This is a genomic window from Paraburkholderia caffeinilytica, assembly GCF_003368325.1.
Lineage (GTDB): Bacteria > Pseudomonadota > Gammaproteobacteria > Burkholderiales > Burkholderiaceae > Paraburkholderia > Paraburkholderia caffeinilytica.
The window spans coordinates 3,438,233-3,457,056 of record NZ_CP031466.1; the positions used below are offsets into that span (position 1 = coordinate 3,438,233).

14 protein-coding genes and 2 pseudogenes are annotated in these 18,824 nt (G+C 59.8%); 9 read left to right on the forward strand and 7 right to left on the reverse strand.

What is annotated here, in order from left to right; genetic code table 11:
- The first annotated feature begins 330 nt into the window (after positions 1-330).
- On the forward strand, positions 331-723 hold the full coding sequence (locus tag DSC91_RS15110; protein WP_162831399.1) for a lysozyme inhibitor LprI family protein: 393 nt from the start codon (positions 331-333) through the stop codon (positions 721-723).
- A 105-nt stretch (positions 724-828) separates the two neighbouring features.
- On the forward strand, positions 829-1,128 hold the full coding sequence (locus DSC91_RS37495) for a hypothetical protein (RefSeq protein WP_162831400.1): 300 nt from the start codon (positions 829-831) through the stop codon (positions 1,126-1,128).
- A 132-nt stretch (positions 1,129-1,260) separates the two neighbouring features.
- Here DSC91_RS37495 and DSC91_RS15115 read toward each other — a convergent pair whose 3' ends face one another.
- Complete coding sequence (locus DSC91_RS15115) at positions 1,261-1,824, reverse strand: cysteine hydrolase family protein (RefSeq protein WP_115776491.1); 564 nt, start codon at positions 1,822-1,824, stop codon at positions 1,261-1,263.
- Between the two features lie 311 nt (positions 1,825-2,135).
- On the opposite strand from DSC91_RS15115, the gene DSC91_RS15120 reads away from it, so the two are divergent.
- A complete protein-coding gene (locus tag DSC91_RS15120; RefSeq protein ID WP_115779470.1) occupies positions 2,136-2,720 on the forward strand; it encodes a flavin reductase family protein in 585 nt (194 codons plus the stop codon).
- 40 nt (positions 2,721-2,760) lie between these two features.
- Here DSC91_RS15120 and DSC91_RS15125 read toward each other — a convergent pair whose 3' ends face one another.
- On the reverse strand, positions 2,761-3,246 hold the full coding sequence (locus DSC91_RS15125) for a GNAT family N-acetyltransferase (protein WP_115779471.1): 486 nt from the start codon (positions 3,244-3,246) through the stop codon (positions 2,761-2,763).
- 347 nt (positions 3,247-3,593) lie between these two features.
- Here DSC91_RS15125 and thrS point away from each other — a divergent pair, with 347 nt between their 5' ends.
- Entirely contained in the window at positions 3,594-4,853 is a 1,260-nt protein-coding gene (gene thrS / locus DSC91_RS15130; RefSeq protein ID WP_229758347.1) for a threonine--tRNA ligase, read from the forward strand.
- On the opposite strand, the gene DSC91_RS15135 is transcribed toward thrS, so the two are convergent.
- The 3 genes and pseudogenes from DSC91_RS15135 to DSC91_RS15145 all read right to left on the reverse strand — a co-directional run bounded on the left by DSC91_RS15135 (position 4,816) and on the right by DSC91_RS15145 (position 8,801).
- The gene (locus DSC91_RS15135) at positions 4,816-6,081 is read right to left on the reverse strand and encodes a leucine-rich repeat domain-containing protein (protein WP_115779472.1); all 1,266 of its coding nucleotides are present in this window, start codon (positions 6,079-6,081) and stop codon (positions 4,816-4,818) included. The genes thrS and DSC91_RS15135 overlap by 38 nt on opposite strands.
- Before the next feature lie 124 nt (positions 6,082-6,205).
- Positions 6,206-6,923: pseudogene (locus DSC91_RS15140) on the reverse strand (transposase).
- A 438-nt stretch (positions 6,924-7,361) separates the two neighbouring features.
- A complete protein-coding gene (locus DSC91_RS15145; protein WP_162831401.1) occupies positions 7,362-8,801 on the reverse strand; it encodes a hypothetical protein in 1,440 nt (479 codons plus the stop codon).
- A 152-nt stretch (positions 8,802-8,953) separates the two neighbouring features.
- Here DSC91_RS15145 and DSC91_RS15150 point away from each other — a divergent pair, with 152 nt between their 5' ends.
- The 5 genes from DSC91_RS15150 to DSC91_RS15170 all read left to right on the forward strand — a co-directional run bounded on the left by DSC91_RS15150 (position 8,954) and on the right by DSC91_RS15170 (position 17,626).
- A complete protein-coding gene (locus DSC91_RS15150) occupies positions 8,954-10,345 on the forward strand; it encodes a surface-adhesin E family protein (RefSeq protein ID WP_115779475.1) in 1,392 nt (463 codons plus the stop codon).
- Between the two features lie 372 nt (positions 10,346-10,717).
- Positions 10,718-11,185 (forward strand): hypothetical protein, encoded by a 468-nt coding sequence (locus tag DSC91_RS15155; RefSeq protein WP_115779476.1) that lies wholly within the window; start codon positions 10,718-10,720, stop codon positions 11,183-11,185.
- Positions 11,186-11,528: 343 nt separating this feature from the next.
- Entirely contained in the window at positions 11,529-11,918 is a 390-nt protein-coding gene (locus DSC91_RS15160) for a potassium channel family protein (RefSeq protein ID WP_115779477.1), read from the forward strand.
- A gap of 152 nt (positions 11,919-12,070) precedes the next feature.
- Positions 12,071-14,587, forward strand: coding sequence for a glucose/quinate/shikimate family membrane-bound PQQ-dependent dehydrogenase (locus tag DSC91_RS15165; RefSeq protein ID WP_115779478.1), 2,517 nt, complete (start codon positions 12,071-12,073; stop codon positions 14,585-14,587).
- 282 nt (positions 14,588-14,869) lie between these two features.
- Positions 14,870-17,626: a UPF0182 family membrane protein gene (locus DSC91_RS15170; protein ID WP_115779479.1), complete on the forward strand. Its 2,757-nt coding sequence runs from the start codon at positions 14,870-14,872 to the stop codon at positions 17,624-17,626.
- Between the two features lie 97 nt (positions 17,627-17,723).
- On the opposite strand, the gene DSC91_RS15175 is transcribed toward DSC91_RS15170, so the two are convergent.
- Entirely contained in the window at positions 17,724-18,572 is an 849-nt protein-coding gene (locus DSC91_RS15175; RefSeq protein ID WP_115779480.1) for an SDR family oxidoreductase, read from the reverse strand.
- A 71-nt stretch (positions 18,573-18,643) separates the two neighbouring features.
- Positions 18,644-18,784 (reverse strand): annotated as a pseudogene (locus DSC91_RS15180) (SDR family oxidoreductase); the annotation flags it as partial.
- Positions 18,785-18,824 lie beyond the last annotated feature (40 nt).

The following is an 18,824-nucleotide window of genomic DNA, read 5'->3' on the forward strand; positions in this document are numbered from 1 at the left end:
GTAATCCATGCGGAAGAAGTTCGAGAAGCACCGTCCCTTGAGGTCGAGCGTGTCGAGATCTTTTGGGACACAGGTGAGCGTGATGGATACTTCGCTAATCAGGCGGCAGGAGCAGGAGACGACTGAATTGCCTTTATGTCGAAAGCGCAACGGGGCCCACGGCTCGCGTGCTGCCGGTTGCCTTCGGGTAGTGACCGGCCACAAGCGGTCGCCCGACGTACCCGTCTGGATTGTCGACAATCAAAAGGCAAGCGCCCCGGTTGTGTTAAAGGGCGCTCGGATTTGAGCCGATATTGCAAAAGTGGCTTGTCCTTACCTGACCGGTGGCTCATGAAAAGCTTACTATTTGCGCTCCTGCTGGTGGTCATTGCGCCGTCCACGTTCGCCTCACAGTGCGACGAAGCTTTGGATCAGAGAAGCATGAACGAATGCGCGTTCAAGCAATCCCAGCAACAAGACGTCGCTCTGCATAACGTCTACGAACACCTTTCTACGAAGCTAACTGACCATCAACGTGATCTGCTCAAAAAGACCGAGACCGCGTGGCTTGCCTACCGCGAATCAGCTTGTCGGTTTGCTGCAAGTGGAAGTGAAGGCGGGACGTCGTATGGCCAATGGCTTTCGATCTGCTCCCGAGAAATGACGCAAACCAGGATCCGGGAATTAGAGGGGTTGTCGCACTGTAACGCCGGGGACGGTGAGTGCCCGACACCTGCGGAGTGAACTACTCGGAGGGCTAACGTCGTTAATCGGAGAAGGGAGCACGTCAGTATGCGATTCGTGGTTCTTTGCGCAAATTGGTTGATAGTAGGCGCCATGGTGATCGGAATGGCTAATTCCGCGTTGCGATATCATGAAGTGGCTTTCTATCATTCGTTGGCGATCGCGCCGTTTGCCCTAGCCATTTGCGCCTTTCGCGCAAGATCACGTCGCTGGCTGAGATTTTTAGCATTTGGTGCAAACGCGGTGTACTCCCTGGTTTTTGTGGTTGGGATTGCCCAACTCCTGGGAACCTTCCAAGCCTCTTCGGCCGCGGCGTTGAGTGCTTTGATTGCGCTGCCGTGCATCGCTAACGCTTGCCTTACATGGCCGTGGATGAGTTCCGCCAATGATCAGCTTGCCGGTTGAGGAAAACTCGCCATCGGACCGGGTTCGGCCATGAGCGGTCACCCAGAGCCGCAAACATAATGTCCGAATTGCGCTGGACGTCGGCCGCCCAGCGGACAGTTGCATTCGGCTTGACCGGGTTGCTCGCCGAATTCAGGAACCACAGAGCGTGAAGTCGACGTCTTTACTCTCGATGACTCCGCCCCAGCGGCCCGGCGCCCTTTGATTGCTCCAGTACAGATTGGTGTGCCTGATCACGGCATCCGGTGGCGGCGCGCCCCTTTCCGTCATGTCATCCGTCGTATGGGCATCGCTGACGAGGATCGCGTCATAACCGCGCGCGAGTGCGCCATGCAGAGTCGAGCGTACGCACATGTCCGTCTGTGCTCCGGTCACAATGAGTTTGCCTACTCCGAGACTGGATAGCACCTCCTCGAGATCGGTGCCTTCAAACGCGTCTCGATAGCTTTTTTCGACAATCGCTTCCCTTGGCGCCGGAGCAAGTTCGGCAACGATCTGCCACGCTTCGCTGCCCGCCTCGAGGTCTTCGTCGGTGTGCTGAATCCAGATAACCGGCACGTGCGCGGTGCGTGCCCGCTCGATGAGCATGTTGACTGCGTCGAGCACTTCATGACGTCGATATGCATTCGCGACGACTTCATTTTGAAGATCGATAACGACAAGTGCGGTGTTGGGGCGATCGGCTATCGTAGTCACGAGCAGAGACCTCCTGAGATAAAAGCATATGTTAGCGGGATCTACTGCTCGCAATGCGAGGGCCGCCTTGAGATGTTAACCGGCCACTCGTACGTGGGTGGTGACGGTCCGTAACGGGTCGATCAGCGACAGTCGCGAGCGGCCGAGCGCTCGCAAAAAAGTGTCGACCGCCTTGGTTGATTCACCAACTGTGCCAGCAGCTCTTCCCCTACCTGGCACAGTTTTTACTTTCTGTGTCGTGCGACACATTGCACCCGCTTCGCGCGTCCCCGCTACAATCTGCGTGATCCATTTGACGCGGAAGAGCACGTATGAAAGTCACCCGGGAACCCGTCGCATTGTCGCGGGCCACGCAGTTGCTGAATCATGGGCCCGTCACGATCATTACCAGCGCGCATGGCGGCCGCTCGAACGTGATGGCCGCGTCGTGGGCGATGCCGCTCGATTTCACGCCGCCGAAGGTCGTGGTGGTGGTGGACAGCCGTACTCTCACGCGGCAACTGATCGAAGCGAGCGGCGTGTTCGGGCTGCAACTGCCGAGCCGCGGATTCGCCGCGCAGACGCTGGCAGTGGGCACGAACGCGGGCGCTGAGCTCGACAAGTTCTCGGCCTTCGACCTCGAGACCTTCCCTGCACAAGAAATCGATGTGCCGATGCTGGCGGGCTGCATCACGTGGATGGAATGCAAGGTGATTCCGGACGATAGCCAGCGGCACGATCTGATCATTGGCGAAGTGGTCGCCGCCTATGCGGACAGCCGCGTCTACTCGAACAACCGCTGGCACTTCGGTGACGACCCCGATCTGCGGACGTGCCACTACGTGGCGGGCGGAACCTTCTTCGCCACAGGTGACGCGTTTGAAGTCGAGCCGGTAGCGAGCGGCGCGGGGAATTGATCGGTTAGCGGCTATCGTTCTGCTCCCTGGCAAGCGTATCTCACGTAGTGCCGTCGGCAAACGCCGTGAGTGCCTCGCCCGCCAGCCGGTAGCGAACCCATTCGCTTTGTGCGCTCGCACCGATCGATTCATAGAAGCCGATCGCCGGTTCGTTCCAGTCGAGCACGCTCCATTCGAAGCGCCCACAGCCTGTTTCGCATGCAATCTGCGCGAGGTGGCGAAGCATCTGTTTGCCCGCGCCGCTGCCGCGCGACTTCGGCGAGATGTACAGGTCTTCCAGATAGAGCCCCTGTTTGCCGAGCCACGTCGAATAGGAAAAGAAGTAAACGCAAAAGCCGATCGGTTCTCCATTCATTTCGCAGATCAAAGACTTGGCCGTGGAGGTGACGGAGAACAGGCTCGTTTCGATGTCTTCAACAGTCGCGACCACTTCGTGCTCCGCTTTTTCATACACCGCGAGTTCGGTGATGAAGCGGAGAATCAAGGCGGCGTCTGCTGCGTGCGCGGGGCGGATGTGGATGGTCAAGGTGAGAGGCTCGATCGGTTGGACGGTGAATCGAAGTTTAGCGAAGAAGCGTCGGCTTCGCCTCAAGCCTCCATCGTATCGGCTATCGAGATTGCAATTGACGCATCGTCGCAAAATCGTTTACTGTCGATCCATGGACTTCCACTCGATTCCCTTCGCTGCCGTCACCACCACGACGACCACCTTCACAGGCGGGTCGTCTGGAGGTTGCGCACGCTAGAAGCAGGAAGCTGTGGCAGACCACCAAAGGCCCCGCCGGAAACGGACGGGGCCTTTGGCGTTTCTGGACCCCCGTTTGCGGCATCGATCCTCAGTATCTGCAAGATCAAATCAAACGGAGTGTCATCGTGAACGACATCGACCATCGTGTACTGGGCAACAAACTCGACCTCTTTCATCAGCAGGAAGAAGGCGCCGGCATGGTTTTCTGGCACCCACGCGGCTGGGAACTGTACCGCGTGCTGGAAGACTATATCCGTGCCCGCATGCGGCGCGCGGGCTTTCGCGAGATCCGTACGCCCCAACTGCTGGCACGCTCGTTGTGGGAAAAAAGCGGCCATTGGGAAAAGTTCGGCGCGGCGATGTATTCGCTGGCCGACGCGGAAGAAGGACGCGCGCTGTGTTTGAAGCCGATGAGTTGTCCGTGTCACGTGCAGGTGTTCAACCAGCGTGTGCGGTCATATCGCGAGCTACCGGTTCGGTATAGCGAGTTCGGCGCGTGTCATCGTGACGAACCTTCGGGGTCGCTTGAAGGGCTCAAGCGTACGCGTGCGTTCGTGCAGGACGACGCGCATGTGTTCTGCACGGAGGCGCACATCGAAGCCGAAGTGGGTCGCTTCTGTTCGCTGCTGCGCGCTGTCTATGCGGACCTCGGTTTCCCTGACTTCAAGGTAGCGCTCGCCACGCGGCCCGCGATGCGCGCGGGCAACGATCAAACGTGGGATCGCGCGGAAGAGGCGCTGGCCAATGCAGCGCGTGCAGCAGGCCTTGAATTCGACGTACTCGAAGGAGAGGGCGCGTTTTACGGCCCGAAACTGGAGTTTCATTTGAGTGACAGCCGTGAACGCAACTGGCAATGCGGCACGATCCAGCTCGATTTCGTACTGCCCGAGCGGCTCGACGCGGAGTTCGTCAACGAGCGCAACGAACGCGAGCGGCCGGTGATGATTCATCATGCGGTGCTTGGCAGCATGGAGCGCTTTATCGCGATGTTGCTCGAACATCACGAAGGATGGCTGCCGGTGTGGCTCGCGCCCGAACAGGTTGTGGTCGCGACGATCAGCGATGCGAATGCGGCTTATGCACAGGAAGTGATGCAGGCGCTCGACGACGCCGGCGTAAGAGCGCTGCTCGACGGCCGACCGGAGCGATTGGAGAAGAAGATCGTCGACGCAAGGGAAAAGCAGGTGCCGATTTTTGTCGCGGTCGGGTCGCGCGATGAACGCGATCGGACGATCAGTATTCGTAGGCGCGACGGACGGCAGTCGACGTTTGTGCTCGCGGAGGGTGTTGAGCATTTGCGGCTGGCTGCGTTGCCGCCTGCCGCGTTTGTTGAAAAATGTCGAATGATCACCACACGATTCGCGTCTTTGGAAGCGCCGCTTTGAGATCGTCGACGTTCCTGGCCTGGGTACCATACAGAACAAGCTCTCGCAGGCCTGTGAGCCCTTTCAGCGCGTCGACGTCTTCGACAGGGGTGTTCGCGAGGTAGAGTTCCTGCAAACCGGTCAAACCTCGCAGTGGATCGACGTTTCGAACCCTGGTGCGAAAGAGATTGAGCATTCGCAGGCTTTTCAGGTCTGTCAGCGCCTCGATGTTCTGGACCCGGGTGTCGGCGAGATTGAGCCTTTGAAGACGGGTGAGTCCCTTCAATGCATCGATGTTCGTCACTTGCGTGCGAGCGAGCACCAGCGTGTCCAGCTGCGGCATGCCCTGCGCCGCGTCGATATCGTCGACCTTTGAGCCGTCCAGCACGAGCGTCCTGAGCGAGGACATTCCCTTTAGTGCGTCGATGTCTCGCAGCGGCGTGTTCGCCAGATAGAGCGCTTGCAGACCGCTGAGCTTTTTCAACTCACTGATGCTGTCGAGCTGGGTTTCGTTGAGGTCGAGCGTCTGCAAGGAGGCGAGCTGGCTGAGCGCGTCGATGTTCCGGACGTTCCTCGCGCCCCCGAGTTTGAGCGTTTCCAGATGAGGCAAATCTTCGAGCGGATCGAGATCGCGAACCTGTGTATCCCGCAGGTCGAGTTCTCGCAGATCGCGCAGGTTCTTGAGCGCGTCGAGATTCGAGACGTGGGTATCCCAGAGGTTCAGCGATTGCAGACCGGTCAGCCCTTTTAGCGCGGCGATGTTTTCGACTTCGGTGCGATGGAGCACGAGCCTTTTCAGCGAGTGCATGTCCTTCAGGAAGTCGATGTTCCAGACGGGCGTGTTCGTCAGGTCAAGCGATTCCAGATCGTCCAGTTCCTTCAGCGAATCGAGGTTATCGATCTGGGTGCCGCCCAGATTCAGTTCGATCTTGCGGTCGGCATTCTTTAGATGGGGCAAAGCGGCCGCGACCTGAGATGCCGTCATTGTCGGTTTCGCCCGCAACGCCAGGCATTCCGAGTCGGGCGTGGCTGTCGACGCGCCGCTGTCGTTGCAGGTGCCTTTGATGAATCCCAGTTCGCTCAGCGCCCGTTCATCCGGGCTCTTGTGGAACGGGTTGAAGATCAGCAGCAAGATGCCGAGCAACAGCACGATTGCGCCGCCGATGGCCCACGGCTTGATGATTTGCCGCAAGGACGGGTACGGACCTTCAGCGCTTGAGTTCGTGGTTGGCGGCGGGGTTTCGGGCACGACGGACTCCGTTAGGACAGGCTTCCTCCTTTATACACGAAGAGCGGGGCGCGTTCTGCCTAGGCAACGTCGCTCTCACCGAAGCGCGTCGCCGCGATGGCATCCTTGCTTGTTTATCTTTTGGTTAGCCCACGTGTAGGAGGGTGTGTGTCGTGCGAACCTTGGGGCGGCCGGTCGCGCAGCAACAGGGGCATCAACCGCCGGTGGGCTGTCTGCGCCGCCCACTCGCAATATGCGGCGCTGCCGAGCACCCAGCCCTTGAGCGTCGACTGCATCAGGTCATTGACCTCGCGTTCGTCAAGAGCCTGTACGCCCAAATCGCGGTAAGCCTGGTGGCGCTCGCACGGTGTATTGCCGAGCGCCCGGTAGAGTGGATGGTCCTTGATGAAGTTATCGACACGCAACCCGACGTGGTGTGTGTAGCTAGACCACGGGTAGTTTCCCGGCTCGGCTACAAGGCGGTTGCGCACCGGCGCATGGTCGATGACCTGGCTCGCGAGCAGGAAATACCGATCGGGCTCAATCACTGTTGCCCGGTACCCGCCACGCCACACCGTTCCGCGGCGTCCATGGCGGCGATTGAAGGTGTCGACATAGCGACGGCCGACCGCCTGCATCGCCACGGCCACGCTCGACTCGTATGAAGGCGTGACGAGGAACTGTATCGCGTCAGGCATGAGTACCCATGCGTGGACTGCCAGATCGGCGACGCGCGCTGCGTCTGCCAGGCAGGCGAGGAAGTACAGGTAGTCTCCTTCGTCCAGGAATGCGGGCCCCGTGAGCTCCTGCAGGATAACGTGCTGCGGTTGTTCTGGGACGTAGTGCCGTGCAAGCCGTGTCATGCTGAATTAACCGGAAATCCGATGTGAGAAAGCGATCCGACAGATATCGAATACGCGACTGTGCGTCACGTGTTCATGGGAGGAAATTCTATCGGTCATATGCGCGCGTTCGCATCACGAATAGGCCTTTTTTCTGGCCTCTTTTCGCTGATTTGCCGTTCGCAGCAAGTATCTGTTTTATGCCGCTGCTGCGCGGGGTAATCTACAGACAAATGCCGAAGTAGTGCGGTGTGATCTGTTCGTTAATTCGGCAGGCGCCTCGGAAGATCCGTGATGCACGGCCCACAGGATCGGGCGTGCCCGAGGCACGATGCAAGCACCTGCTCGCCGAACCATTTCTGCATGTCCAGGTTGTCGTGCACGCTGCCGTCTCCACCGCCTAAGGAGCCGCCCTGGAAAATACCGAAGCCGGGCGGCTGTCCATTCCAGTACCGAGCCTCATCGCGTTATGTTGACTTCCCGAATTCGTGATATCGACAATCCATCTTCGTTGATCTCGAAGAGTGTTACGGAGATGCCGTAATCGTAAAGATACGCTTCACGATTCTGATAAGTTACCCCCTTGTCGCTCATCGATTTGCAGCTGACATCCACGGCCTCGCCAGTGAAATCCTTGAATACTTGAGATGCAGGGTACTTATCGAAAGATTCACAGCGCGAACCTGGCCCGGTACCCGAATCACGCTGGAGCGGGGGTGACAGGTAGACCGAATTCGGTCCAGGGATCGGACCACCATTGTCCAATATGGGGTACGCGTCAGGTGCCAGAAGCCTTGGGGTTGGATAGCGGACGCTTCCACTAATGGGTTGGGCTCTGATGGACTGGTAGCCGTATTCCGTCGAAAGATATCCGTACTTCGGTCGCTCAGGATGATCAAGGCCGAACCGATTGACCAAGCCGGTGTCACGCAGGTTCCAGTATGTCTCTTCGTATGGCGTGCTCTTCTCGTGCGCGGTTGAATTCTCCTCGTCGCCCGCAATGACAATCTTTGCGTATCCGAGCGGTCGAGAACCTGGCGCGGGTAGCCGCTGCTGGAGACCGGCTGGGAGGGTGTCGAGAGCAAAGTGTGAACTCAGGTATTGATCCGGCGTTCGCAGCACGTGTTCGAACGCAGTTCCAGACCAAGGCGCAGACAGCATGTCCCAGGTGACGATGCGCCTGGTAGGCTCCGGTGTTTGCAGCAGAGTCCGAAGCATTGTGGTCATCTGTATGCAGACATCTGTGTCCGACTTGCCCGGGGGATCTTCCGCTGATGGAAATGCGGTGTCGACGTGCCGGCGCCTCAGCGCAGCTTCAACGCGCCCTTCGACCTCTGATTCCGCTCGTAATGCCTGGTCGACTGGATACGACTCTGCATCTCCCTGCGCATGCGCGGCAGTGTGCAGGAGGACGTCGACAACCTTCATCATTTCGTCGAGCTGCCTGGCCGACAGCAGTTCAAGCAGTTTGTTGTCGCCTTTCCGTGATGCAAAGAGTGCCTGACACTGAGGCTTTGTCAGAGTCGAAGCATAGTCTGCAAACAATTTGACTAACATGAGCCGTTGTTCCGGCTTAAGCCTCGCGCCCGCAGAAAAAACGGGCTTGTCGCCAGACGCTTTCAGGTCGACGCCGCCGTTCTGATAAAGCAGCGCTCTTAAATCGGCGTCGACAAAGCTACGCTCGAACCAGCGGCCGGCTACTTGCCCTTTCTCGCTTGCAGGGTCTAGTCCCATACCCCTGACGGCTTGTTCAATAACGGCTCGTGGTAGCGTCGAGGGCATTGCCTGACTTTGCGGTGCACTTGCCAGGCCTTGCTGCGAAGGCGGAGCTTCGGCGGCATGCAAATTAGATAGGCCAATCAGACCACATACGGTTGCCGCGAACAGGGAAAGCTTCATTGAAATTCTCGAGAACAGGTCCACGTCGTTAACGACAAATCTGCTAACGACTTTAGGCGTGCTTTTTTGACGCTAAAGATTGGCTTTTCGAACGCCGTTAAGCGTGTATGCCAATCTTTTTTCGACCGATGAGTAGCCACCGAGTCCCTGGCATGTTTGCCGTATGCATGGCACTTGTAAGCCTCCCAGTAGCGGCGGAAGTCTGGCAGCCGATTACGGCGAAAGGCGACCTCGACTATCTCGTCGATTCCGTGCACAGAATTGGAACCCATGTGTACCTGATTGAGCGCGGCACGGCCAATTCGGCCCAAGGGCCGTTGAAGTTTGAAGCGCCCATTGAGCTCGATTGTTCGCAACACGCGCTTCGCATGGCATGGGGAGACGTCCTTGTCGGGGGGCGCACGGCTCAACGGTCGTACGGCAAAAGTGTCGGGCACTATGCGGCCATGCCCTTCGTCTCGGCGCCCGCCTCGGCGTATGGCGAAGCCATTCTTCAATGGGCATGCCGCCTACCGGTGCAACCGGAGCGACTAGTCAACGTCGGTCATTCCAGCGGCGACAAACTGATTCAGATCGATGCGCACAGCATCAATCAATCCGGCGAATACACATCGCTCTGGACGCGGTACGACTATCCTCAAATCCAGTTCGATCCACCCTATGACGCACCGTATGACTCCAAGCGAGAATTCGTCACGGTGAATTGCAGGACTAGTCGTTTTCGAATTTTGGTCGGCTATGACTTTACGCCCGAAGGCGCAGTCACCGACAACATGATCGCTCGCGACGACGCCGAGACGCCTATCGATTCGACTGACGACTATGAAGTCGCGATAAAGGCGGTTGCTTGCGGAAAACCCGTTGACCCCGAAACCTACAGCGGTATCGGCGGCGAGACCCTCAGGGCCAAACAGCCGGTCTCCGCGGATGTCGACATCGACAGCATACCGGCTTCCCCGGCGGTGATCGCGCCGGCCCAAAGTTTCTATTCGATACTTCCAGAAAGGCCGCCATTCACGACGGCGCGGATTGTGGAAACGTCGAAGAGCAACAAGCTACCCACGACCCGTATCGCGATCGACATTCGGCCGACAACGGGCAATGTGGAGCGAATTCGGGAAATCTACAGTTCCGACTTCTTCGTCGATCGTGACATGCTTGGACTGGTCCAACTTAAGTCCAAGATGAATATGCGGAGTTCAGAAAGCAGGACCGTGTATGTCGCGCAAACACTGACGGTCAACGCGGACGCGTGGAAAGAAGGCGGAGAAGTATCGTTCGTGACCGAAGGCCACAACGTACCTGGCCGGGACAAGCTCCAAAAATATGGACTGAATTGTCATATCGGGTCGCATGTCGAGGCGAAGCTCGTGAATGCAGGACTCGGCGGATACGCGTGGCCACTCGACTGCAAGAGGCTCAACGGCGACGTAGCCAAGGGATACTACATCGAAGCACTTGGTTTTTTCATCACCACGCACGAGGATTCCAAAGACTTCGGTGTGAGTGATACGACTGTCGACAGTGTGACTATCGAACGCTAGGAAAGGTCCGATCAACTACCCGTCAGGCCGAACACAAGCCACCCTCGTCCTATCTCTCCTTATCCGTTCGGCCAAATCAAACATTTAGCCTACAAGATTGAAGGCAATCTCGGCGGCCTGCCTTATAATTACCAAGTCGTCGGGAGACACCCGGCGGCCAGGTTTAGCAGCCTGATCGTTACGTCCGCACACCCCGCTTAGGCGGGAGTGCGTCTGCTGCTGCACGTCTATATTCCTATGGGCGGGTCGTGGTGGGGGAGCCGCAAGGCTCGCCGGATTGACGTAACGCCGGTCTGCTAACCCCGTCACGTGCCCGCTCACCCCTTGCAAGCGAGTGTCGGGCGATCCAGGAAGTAACAGGGAGGTCGCACCATGAGCAAGTCCAACAAAAATCAACCCGTTTCACGTCCGCCTGTCGACGCACTCCAGTACGAAAAGCTTGCCCTGTCCGCATTCGATCTATGCGGCCGGCACCTGGCTCAACTGGATACCTTGATTACACTTGCGTCCTCGATATGTAGGAATCCTTCCATCACGCTTGAGGAAAGACGGCGTCGTCAGACGCTTCTCGAATTGCTGGTGGACACGGCGGAGCAATATCAGCAGGAACTCGAATGCGACCGCGAGTTGTACAAAGTGATTGCACTCGATGCGAAGGGCGTTCCGCAAAGCCGCATCACGGCACGCCACGCAGCGAACCTGCTTGCAGCAGTGGTGGCCCAACGAGCAGGAGAACCGATAGCCACCGCAGACGCACCGCAACGGCAAACCCCGGCAGAGAAAAATGCCGCAACAGTAGGGGCCGACGCGCTGCAGCAACCGGTCGTCACGTCACACTAGATAATCAAGACGGGCCATCGGGGTAGTCGGGCTGTACAGCCGGGTCGCTCGGAAATCGACCGCGCTGAGACGATTGTCGTCCGTCCCAGTGCGGTCACATGACCCAGATCATCGGCAATCCGTGTCACACGGCGCAATATCACCGGCGCTACCATAGCGGCTACATAAAATATGTCACACCAATCTGCCAATAGAGCGCTTAAAGTAGGAGAAAGCACCTCGGTGCCGGTTGTCGGTCTGAGTTGCCCCGCCGGTCTAAGCCGAGCGTCGTCACGCGCTTTTTCGAGCGCGAGCAGCGGATGCCGTGTCGCGCGAAGCGGCGCGTATTTCTGAGGTTCATGACATGGACAATGCCGCCAAAGGTGCTGCTCGCACCCGTATCCAGCCGCGCCGGGCAGTTGCTGAGTTTGGCAGGGTTCTCTGGTATCTGCGCGCCATTCTGGCGATGCTGCTGATACTTTTCCTCATTTTGTCGGTTGCCATGTATTACGTTGGAGGAGCGGTCGATGCAGCCACGCGCACGCCCTCATCGCTGGGCCACACTTTCTATTTTTGCGCGGTCACGGCGCTCACTATCGGCTACGGCGACGTGGTGCCGACCACTACGCCTGGCCTCATCATCGCGGTTCTGCTCGGACTGCTCGGCGTGTTGATAACGGGTGTGGTAACGGGTTCCGCTGTTTATGCCATCCAGCAGGCCGCGCATCTGACCGGGCGCCCCGAAGCGCGGTAGCCGACTACAACGAATATGTCATACCAGGTGGTCGCTACGTCTCCTAATATGTGTAGTTAGCGTACTGATGCGCTTTTTACCGTGTGCCGGCATGTGAATTCGAGGTCGGTACCACTGGCAGGCGGTATCCACTCAAGAGGGTAGCGATCATTATGACCAGTCAATCGAATTCGCGGGGCGTGATCGGCGTCATCACCTTGCTCTTTACGGTGCTGACCGCGCTCTATCTGTTGATCGGCGGCGCATGGCTGCTCGCGGTCGGCGGCTCGGCGTACTACGTCATCACCGGCATCGCGCTGTTGGGCGTGGCCTGGCTGCTTTGGCGACGCAGTCCCGCGGCGCTCGTACTTTATGCACTCGTGCTTATCGGCACGGCGATCTGGGCACTCTTCGAGTCGGGTCCGGACTTCTGGGCACTCGCGCCACGCTCCGGTGTGCTTGTCATTTTCGGCGTGTGGTTGCTGCTGCTCGTGAGCTGGCGGCTGGAGGGCGAGCGCAAGCTGGGTGTGGCGTCGCTCGTCGTCGCGCTCGTGGCATGGGCGGGCGTGCTCGTGTACGCGGACTCCAACGATCCGCAACAGGTCAACGGCACACTGAACGCTGCCGCGCCCGCGAGCGTCGCCAGCACGGGGATCGACGCCTCCGACTGGCCCGCCTACGGGCGCACCCAGGAAGGCACGCGCTACTCGCCATTGCAGCAGATCACGCGTGACAATGTGAAGAACCTCCAGGTGGCGTGGACCTTCCGCACGGGTGACATGAAAGGGCCCAACGATCCTGTCGAGATCACCAACGAAGTCACGCCGATCAAGATCGGCGATCTGCTTTACCTATGCTCGCCGCATCAGATCCTGTTCGCACTCGACGCGAAAACGGGCACGCTCAAGTGGAAGTTCGATCCGCGACTGAAGAACGATCCGTCTTTCCAGCACGTGACGTGCCGCGGCGTGTCGTATGTCGATCTGTCGGCCAGTGCCACGGCGGCCGCACCCACAGCGACACCAGCGAGAGATGCCGCTGCACCCACAGACGCCTCGGGCGCCGCTGCCACAGCCGCCTCGGGCGCCACAGTCGCCGACGCCTCAGGCGCTGCACCCACAGCCGCCTCGGGCGCCGCAGTCGCCGACACCTCAGGCTCTGCCACCACGGCCGCTTGTACGCGCCGCATCTACCTGCCGGTCAACGACGGCCACCTCTACGCGCTCGACGCGCTGACGGGCCAACGTTGCGCGGGCTTCGGCAACAACGGCGACCTCGACCTTCAACATGCCCAGCCCGTCACGACGGCGGGCATGTACGAGCCTACCTCGCCGTCGATTATCACCAGCAAGGTGATCATCGTGGCAGGCGCGGTGGAGGACAACTTCTCGAACCGCGAACCGTCAGGCGTCATCCGCGGCTTCGACGTGCGCACGGGCGAATTGCTCTGGGCGTTCGATCCGGGCGCGAAGGACCCGAATCACATTCCGGATCCGGGCGAACATTACACGTGGAATTCGCCCAACTCGTGGGCTCCCGCCGCCTACGACGCGAAGCTCGACATCGTCTATCTGCCGATGGGTGTGAAGACGCCGGATATCTGGGGCGGCGACCGGACGCCGGAGCTGGAACAATACGCCACCGGGCTGCTCGCGCTCAACGCCTCGACGGGCAAGCTCGCCTGGTTCTACCAGAGCGTGCACCACGATCTGTGGGACATGGATCAGCCGTCGCAGCCCACGATCGCCGACATCACCGGCAAGGATGGTAAGACCGTGCCGGTCGTGTACGCGCCGGCCAAGACCGGCAACCTGTTCGTGCTCGACCGCCGCACAGGTGTGCCGGTCGTGCCGGCGCCCGAAAGGCCCGTGCCGCAGGGCGCGGCCCCCGGCGACCACGTTGCGCCGACCCAGCCGTTCTCACAGCTCACATATCGTCCGTCGAAGAACCTCACCGACGCCGACATGTGGGGCGCGACGATGTTCGACCAGCTGGTGTGCCGCGTGATGTTCCACCAACTGCGGTACGAGGGCACCTTCACGCCGCCGTCGCTACAGGGCACGCTCGTGTTCCCGGGCAACCTGGGCGTGTTCGAGTGGGGCGGTCTTGCCGTCGACACCGACCGCCAGATTGCCGTCGCGAACCCGATCGGCTTGCCGTTCGTCTCGCGCCTGATTCCGCGCGGGCCGGGCAACCCGCTGGAACCGGAGCCCGGTGCCAAGGGCAGCGGCACGGAGTCCGGCATCCAGCCGCAGTACGGCGTGCCGTTCGGCGTGACGATCAATCCATTCCTCTCGCCGCTGGGCTTGCCGTGCAAGCAACCCGCATGGGGCTACGTCTCGGCGATCGATCTCAAGACCAATGAGATTGTGTGGAAGAAGCGCATCGGCACCGTGCGCGACAGTTCGCCTATTCCTCTGCCGTTCAAGATGGGCATGCCGATGCTGGGCGGTCCGATTGTCACTGCGGGCGGTGTCGTCTTCATTGGTGCGACGGCGGACAACTACATCCGCGCGTTCGACGTGAACAACGGTGAGTCGCTCTGGCAGGCGCGCCTGCCCGCAGGCGGACAAGCCACGCCGATGAGCTATTCGATCAACGGCCGTCAGTACGTCGTGATCGCGGCGGGCGGGCATGGCTCGTTCGGCACCAAGCTCGGTGACTATGTGATTGCCTACGCGTTGCCATAGTAGTAAGCGGCACGCGCCGCTTTTGCTGGAATCCGCGCGGCGCATTGAATGCGCCGCGTTCCATATCGGGCGGCGTCTCGTACGTTGTGGCCGGTCGCCGGCTTTCTGTCGTTCGTGCCTCGCCGGTCTACAATCATTTATATGACCCTGATCACGCGTTGGCCGCGCGCTGGCTCCAACGCGCGCATTGACGCACCGGTCAGCCAGGTTCGCAGCAGAAAAGCGGTTTAAGCAGACCTGATCGCAGCCAGCCACGCGTGGCGTCCCGGCAAAGGAGGGGCGATGCATTGGCAACCAAGCTCCCGGGTGACCGTCAGACGCGTTGCAATCATGGTTGCGGTCGTCGTGGTCGCCCTGATCGTCCTCGGGCGCCTCACCGGCGTCGTGGTCGACTGGCTGTGGTTTGCTTCAATCGGTTACGTCGACGTTTTCTGGACGACAGTCTCCGCCAAGGCGTTCCTTTTTATCGCCGTGTTCGCTGTGTCCGCGAGCGTGATCGCTGCATCGGGGTTCCTTGCGCATCGTTACGCGAGGCGCCCCGGTAGCTGGCAAGTGGAGACGGCCCGTCTGTCGGGTACGCCGGAGTTCATCAGCGAACTCGCAGACCAGCTCGCGCCGCGCATCCCCTGGCGCACCAGCATTGCGGGCAGTGCCATTGTCCTGGCGCTGATCATCGCCGGCGGCGAATTCTCCAACTGGGACCTGGCGCTGCGCTTCCTGCATCAGGTGCCCTATGGCGACCGCGATCCTGTCTTCGGTCGGGACATCAGCTTCTATCTGTTCTCGCTACCCGCCTATCTTGCGTTCAAGAACTGGCTGCTGCAGTCGATCTTTTGCAGTGCGATCGTGGCAGGCGTGGTTTATGGGGTACGCGGCGACATCACGTTCGAGCGAACGCCACGCGGACTCTCAGCCGCTGCCACCGCTCATGGCTCAGCGCTGCTCGGCGCCTTCTTTCTTCTGAAGGCCTGGTCCTACGCACTCGACCGCTTCTTGCTGCTTTACGGCGATAACGGCGTCGTGGTCGGCGCCGGCTACACCGACATCCACGTCGAGCTCCCGGTCTTGTGGGTGCTCATCGGCCTTGCCATCGTTGCGGCCGTCGCGTCATGGATCAACATGCGCTGGCGGGACTATCGGATTCCCGCCGTCTCGGTGTTGCTGGTGTTCGGCACCTCGTTCGTGTTCGCCTTGATCTACCCGGCGCTCTTCCAGCGCCTCTATGTCAAACCGAGTGAACTGCAACTGGAGATGCCTTATATCAAACACAATATCGCGCTCACGCGAATGGCTTACGGCCTCACCCAGATCGCGGTAAAGCCGTTTCCGGCCGAGCAGGAATTGAATCTCGCCTCGCTCGACGCCAATCGCGCGACCATCGACAACATCCGCCTGTGGGATGTGCAACCGCTGTTGGATACCTACGCGCAGTTGCAGGAGATCAGGACTTACTACAAATTTTTCTCCGTCGACATCGACCGTTACCGTCTCGACACCGGTTACCGGCAGGTCATGCTGTCAGCCCGCGAACTGGAGCCTTCGATGCTTCCCGCGAACGCCCAGACCTGGGTGAACCTTCATCTCCTGTTCACACATGGCAATGGCGTGGTGATGTCGCCCGTCACCGAGAAATCGACGGAAGGTCTGCCCTCTTTCTATCTGCAGGATATTCCGCCTGTCGCCCAGGGCGGACCGGTCATTCGCGAGCCGCGTCTGTATTTCGGGGAAGGGGGTGAGGGCTACGTCATCGTAAAAGGCAGTGTCCCCGAATTCGACTACCCCAAGGGCAAGGACAATGTTTACACCACTTATAGCAGGAGCGCCGGCATCGCCATTGGCAGCACCGCGCGCCGCAGCCTCTTCGCCTGGCAGTTCGACGATCCGAACATCCTGCTAACCGACTACATCACGAACGACAGCCGCATTCTGCTGCACCGTAACATTCAGGACCGGGTGCGCACGATTGCGCCGTTCCTTAGGCTCGACCGTGATCCCTATCTCGTCACGAGCAACGGACGCCTTTTCTGGATGCAGGACGCCTATACGACGAGTAGCTGGTTCCCCTACGCCCAACCGGGTTTCGACGATGGCGCCAACTACATCCGCAACGCCGTCAAGGTGGTGATCGACGCCTACGATGGAACGGTCGATTTCTATGTCAGCGATCCTAACGATCCGATCTTGCAAACTTATCAAGGCATTTTTCCGAGTCTGTTCAAGCCGCTCGCGGCGATGCCGCAGGATCTTCGGCAACATGTCCGCTACCCCGAAGATCTGTTTCTGATCCAGGCGCAACTTTATCGGGCTTACCACATGGATGCGCCAGAGGTTTTCTACAATCGCGAGGATCTCTGGCAGTTCCCTCGGGAACTGATCGGCATTGATGGTGGGAATAGTCCCGGCACGCCGATGACGCCTTACTACATGATCATGCGGCTGCCCGATGAACCGCGCGAGGAATTCGTCCTGATGCTGCCGATGGTGCCCAGCCAGCGCGACAATATGATCGCGTGGCTCGCCGCGCGTTGCGATCCACCCAACTACGGCAAGCTTATCGTCTACGCGTTCCCGAAAGACAAGCTCGTCTATGGGCCGTTCCAGATCGAGGCGCGCATCCAGCAGAACACCGAGATTTCGCAGCAGATTTCGCTGTGGAACCAGATGGGCTCGCGCGTCATTCGCGGCCATCTTCTCGTCGTACCGATTGAGAACTCGATCCTCTATATTTCTCCGCTCTACTTGCGCGCGGAGTCGGGGCAGTTACCCGAATTGAAGCGGGTGATCGCCGCGTATGGGGATCGGGTGGTGATGAAAGAGACTTTGGGTGAAGCGCTGGCGGCGCTGTTCAAGGAAAGCGCGCCGCTCGCGTCGCAACCTCAGGGCACGGCGGATGCGCGTGCCCGCGAGGCGCTTGCGCACTATGATCGTGCGATCGAGCGATTGAAGGCGGGAGACTGGAGTGGGTTCGGGGCGGAACTGGATGCGTTGCGGCCGCTGCTCGATGAGCTGGGTGGCGGGCGGCGGGAGGGGAAGAAGTGATGTGTTGGGGGTACGGTTTGGGCTCGTGCGATTCGCTTTTCTCATGGAATTCTCCCGCCCGGCAGCGCCCATTGCTGGACGCCACCTGGCTTTGACGTTACTCGACGAAGTCCGTCGCTTCGGATGAGCCTCTCCATGCCTCGATGTCCTGTTGGACCGCCGCGGCTTTTTGCGCCGCCAGTTCGTTGGCGATCTTGCCGGCGAACAGGTGCAATGGCGGCTCGGCAACATCCACGGCCTGCATGATCAACATGGCCAACTTGTCCGGGTCTCCGGCCTGACGACCGTGCAGTGTTCCCAGGTGCAGATCGAGCGACGCCTTGGCTTCGGTGTATTCATCGATCTGTCGTTTGGCCACCGCCAACGCGCCGCTCGACAAAAACTCCGTGCGAACCGGCCCGGGGTACACCACCGTCGCGTTGATGCCGAACTCCGCCACCTCGGCCGCGAGCGACTCGGTCAGGCCCGCGAGCGCGAACTTGCTCGCCACATAGCTGCCCCAGCCGGCGTAGCCGCCCTGATAGCCGACGATCGAGGCGATGTTGACGACATGTCCCCCGCGCTGCTCGCGCAGATGTGGGAGCGCGTGCCGCAGCACCGTCAGCGGCGCGAACAGGTTGACCTCGAAATTCTGCCGAAGCTCGTCGTCCGAAAGGGCTTCGACGGTTCCTTGTTGTGCGTAGCCCGCGTTATTGACGATCACATCGATCTTGCCAAACGTCTTGATGGTTTGCGCGATGGCGGAGCGCACGCTCTGGTCGTCGGTCAGATCCACTTGCAGCGGGAGAAACCGCTCCGCAGCGGGGCCGATCGCTTCCGTCAGCGACGCTACGGTGCGCGAGGTCGCGGCGACGCGATCGCCACGCGCGAGGAGTTGCCGTACGAGTCGTTGGCCGACGCCTTTCGATGCGCCAGTGACGAACCAGATTTTCATAGACTTGTTCATGATAGTTTCCTTGATCAATAAGTCATGCAAATTTATATGGAGGCAATGCTTTTAAGAATGTTGCCGCGGTTTTACTCGAGCGCCGCGCTCATCCCACCGTCCGCCATCACGACCGCGCCAACGATGCAGCTGGCTTTATCGGACGCCAGAAAGGCGATCACTTCAGCAATTTCTCGCGGATCGGCCGCCCGCTTGATCGGCGCGTGCTTGCCGCGCCGGTGACGATGGCAACCTTGCCGCTGAACGGCTGAT

What these genes read in the sequence shown, in the direction of transcription:
- DSC91_RS15110 (WP_162831399.1), top strand. Translation starts at nt 331, where the DNA reads ATGAAAAGCTTACTATTTGCGCTCCTGCTGGTGGTCATTGCGCCGTCC.
- DSC91_RS37495 (WP_162831400.1), top strand. Translation starts at nt 829, where the DNA reads ATGGCTAATTCCGCGTTGCGATATCATGAAGTGGCTTTCTATCATTCG.
- DSC91_RS15120 (WP_115779470.1), top strand. Translation starts at nt 2,136, where the DNA reads ATGAAAGTCACCCGGGAACCCGTCGCATTGTCGCGGGCCACGCAGTTG.
- DSC91_RS15145 (WP_162831401.1), bottom strand. Translation starts at nt 8,801, where the DNA reads ATGAAGCTTTCCCTGTTCGCGGCAACCGTATGTGGTCTGATTGGCCTA.
- DSC91_RS15150 (WP_115779475.1), top strand. Translation starts at nt 8,954, where the DNA reads ATGTTTGCCGTATGCATGGCACTTGTAAGCCTCCCAGTAGCGGCGGAA.
- DSC91_RS15155 (WP_115779476.1), top strand. Translation starts at nt 10,718, where the DNA reads ATGAGCAAGTCCAACAAAAATCAACCCGTTTCACGTCCGCCTGTCGAC.
- DSC91_RS15160 (WP_115779477.1), top strand. Translation starts at nt 11,529, where the DNA reads ATGGACAATGCCGCCAAAGGTGCTGCTCGCACCCGTATCCAGCCGCGC.
- DSC91_RS15165 (WP_115779478.1), top strand. Translation starts at nt 12,071, where the DNA reads ATGACCAGTCAATCGAATTCGCGGGGCGTGATCGGCGTCATCACCTTG.
- DSC91_RS15170 (WP_115779479.1), top strand. Translation starts at nt 14,870, where the DNA reads ATGCATTGGCAACCAAGCTCCCGGGTGACCGTCAGACGCGTTGCAATC.
- DSC91_RS15175 (WP_115779480.1), bottom strand. Translation starts at nt 18,572, where the DNA reads ATGAACAAGTCTATGAAAATCTGGTTCGTCACTGGCGCATCGAAAGGC.